The organism is Burkholderia sp. BCC1977 (assembly GCF_905339595.1).
Classification (GTDB): Bacteria; Pseudomonadota; Gammaproteobacteria; order Burkholderiales; family Burkholderiaceae; genus Burkholderia.
In genome coordinates, this window is record NZ_CAJPGQ010000147.1 from 1 (window position 1) to 1004 (window position 1004).

Consider the following 1004-nt stretch of genomic DNA (forward strand, 5'->3'; position numbering starts at 1 on the left):
GTTGGCAAGCGCTCAGAAATTCGCGCCAACACCTCGGGCATTCCTTTGTCGAACGCTGCTCGGCCGGTACCCATCACTTCGCCGTATTCTGTCAGCAATCCGCGCAGGCAATTGATCTGCATGGTCCGGAACTTCACCAGTTGCTCGCGCACTCTGTGCAGCGCCAGCATCGCCTGCTGCATCTCGGTTTTCACCGCAACGGCCTTGCTCGGCTGTTGCACCGCCCGCCAAATCGCCAGCGCATCCGCCGCATCCTTCTTGTTGCGGATGTTGAACGCCTTTACATACTCGCCAGGCATCAACTTCACCTGATGGCCCATCCGTACAAATTGTCTCGCCCAGTGGTGTGTACCGCCGCACGCTTCCATGCCGATTAGACACGGCGCGCGGTTCGCGAAGTATTCGAGGAGCTTCGCGCGTTTGATCGGCTTGTTTACGACCTCTCCGGTTTCTTCATCGACGTGGTGCACTTGAAAGACGCTCTTTGCGATGTCGATCCCAACTGGCGTAAGCTTCATGGCGGACCCTCCGGTTTGCCTCGGTAGATCTACATGATCTTCCTTCTTGGGCACCTTGATGCCGTCGGCCCGTGAGGGTCCGCCTTCGCTATCTTTCCCTTTCCTCATTCTTGCCACCTCCGCAAATCACGAGGTGGGAGGCGTCCATTCCATTGCCTCGCCCACGAAATCACGGATAGGTCCGCACCCATCGGCCGATGCCCTCGCCGCAAGCCTCGGAGATGGGCCGAGGCGCCTTCGATTTATTTGCCCATTACCTTTCGATATTTGGGAACGAGCATATGCGCGGCCTTGATTTTTCGATTCAGCCAAGAGGACCGGACAACTCCAAACAGAGGTAAGTGGGACACGCCCATACTGTTACCCAGCGTGACAACCATCGTAGGATTGCCGGTTTTCGCCTGATAAGCGCGCGGCATAGGATTTCCAACAAGCGCAGCCCGGACGTTGGCCTCGGCAACTTTGACTTGACCTTGAATGTGAAAG

1 protein-coding gene and 1 pseudogene are annotated in these 1004 nt (G+C 57.0%); both read right to left on the reverse strand.

Features of this window, described 5'->3' with window-relative positions; all coding sequences use genetic code 11:
• The coding region (locus U5771_RS35175) for an IS110 family transposase (protein ID WP_322028181.1) at positions 1 to 518 on the reverse strand (518 nt) is incomplete at its 3' end.
• A gap of 242 nt (positions 519 to 760) precedes the next feature.
• Positions 761 to 1004 (reverse strand): annotated as a pseudogene (locus tag U5771_RS35180) (FAD-dependent oxidoreductase); the annotation flags it as partial.